Genomic DNA, 530 nt, shown 5'->3' on the forward strand with positions numbered 1-530 from the left:
CTCCAGCGCCTGCAGCGCCCGGTCGGTTTCCAGGCCAACCATCATCACGGACGCTTCCTCCATGCCTTCGGGGCGCTCGTGTGCCTCGCGGATGTTGAGCGCCGGGAAATTCAGGATTGACGATTCTTCGGTGATCGTGCCGCTGTCGGACAGCACGGCGCGCGAGGACACCTGCAGCTTGTTGTAATCCTTGAAGCCCAGTGGCTTCAGCAGGCGCACGTTCGCGTGGAACTTGACCCCCATCGCATCCACGCGCTTTTGCGTGCGCGGATGGGTGGAGACGATAACGGGCAGATCGTAGGTGGCGGCCACCGTATTCAGCAATTTCACCAGCTTGGCGAAGTTGTGGTCCGAATCGATGTTCTCTTCGCGGTGAGCGCTGACAACGAAGAACTGGCCGGGCGTCAGGCCCAGGCGATCCAGAACGTCGGACGCGTCGATGCCGTCGCGGTAATGATTCAGCACTTCGAACATCGGGCTGCCGGTCTTGATGATCCGGTCGGAGGGCAGGCCTTCACGCAACAGATACT

Annotated in this window: 1 protein-coding gene; it reads right to left on the reverse strand. The window is 61.1% G+C overall.

From position 1 onward, the window contains the following. The coding region (locus KDH83_RS31340; protein WP_212323025.1) for a UDP-N-acetylglucosamine 2-epimerase at positions 1 to 530 on the reverse strand (530 nt) is incomplete at both ends.

The sequence above is a fragment of the Achromobacter sp. Marseille-Q0513 genome, assembly GCF_018195695.1.
Taxonomy (GTDB): domain Bacteria; phylum Pseudomonadota; class Gammaproteobacteria; order Burkholderiales; family Burkholderiaceae_B; genus Achromobacter.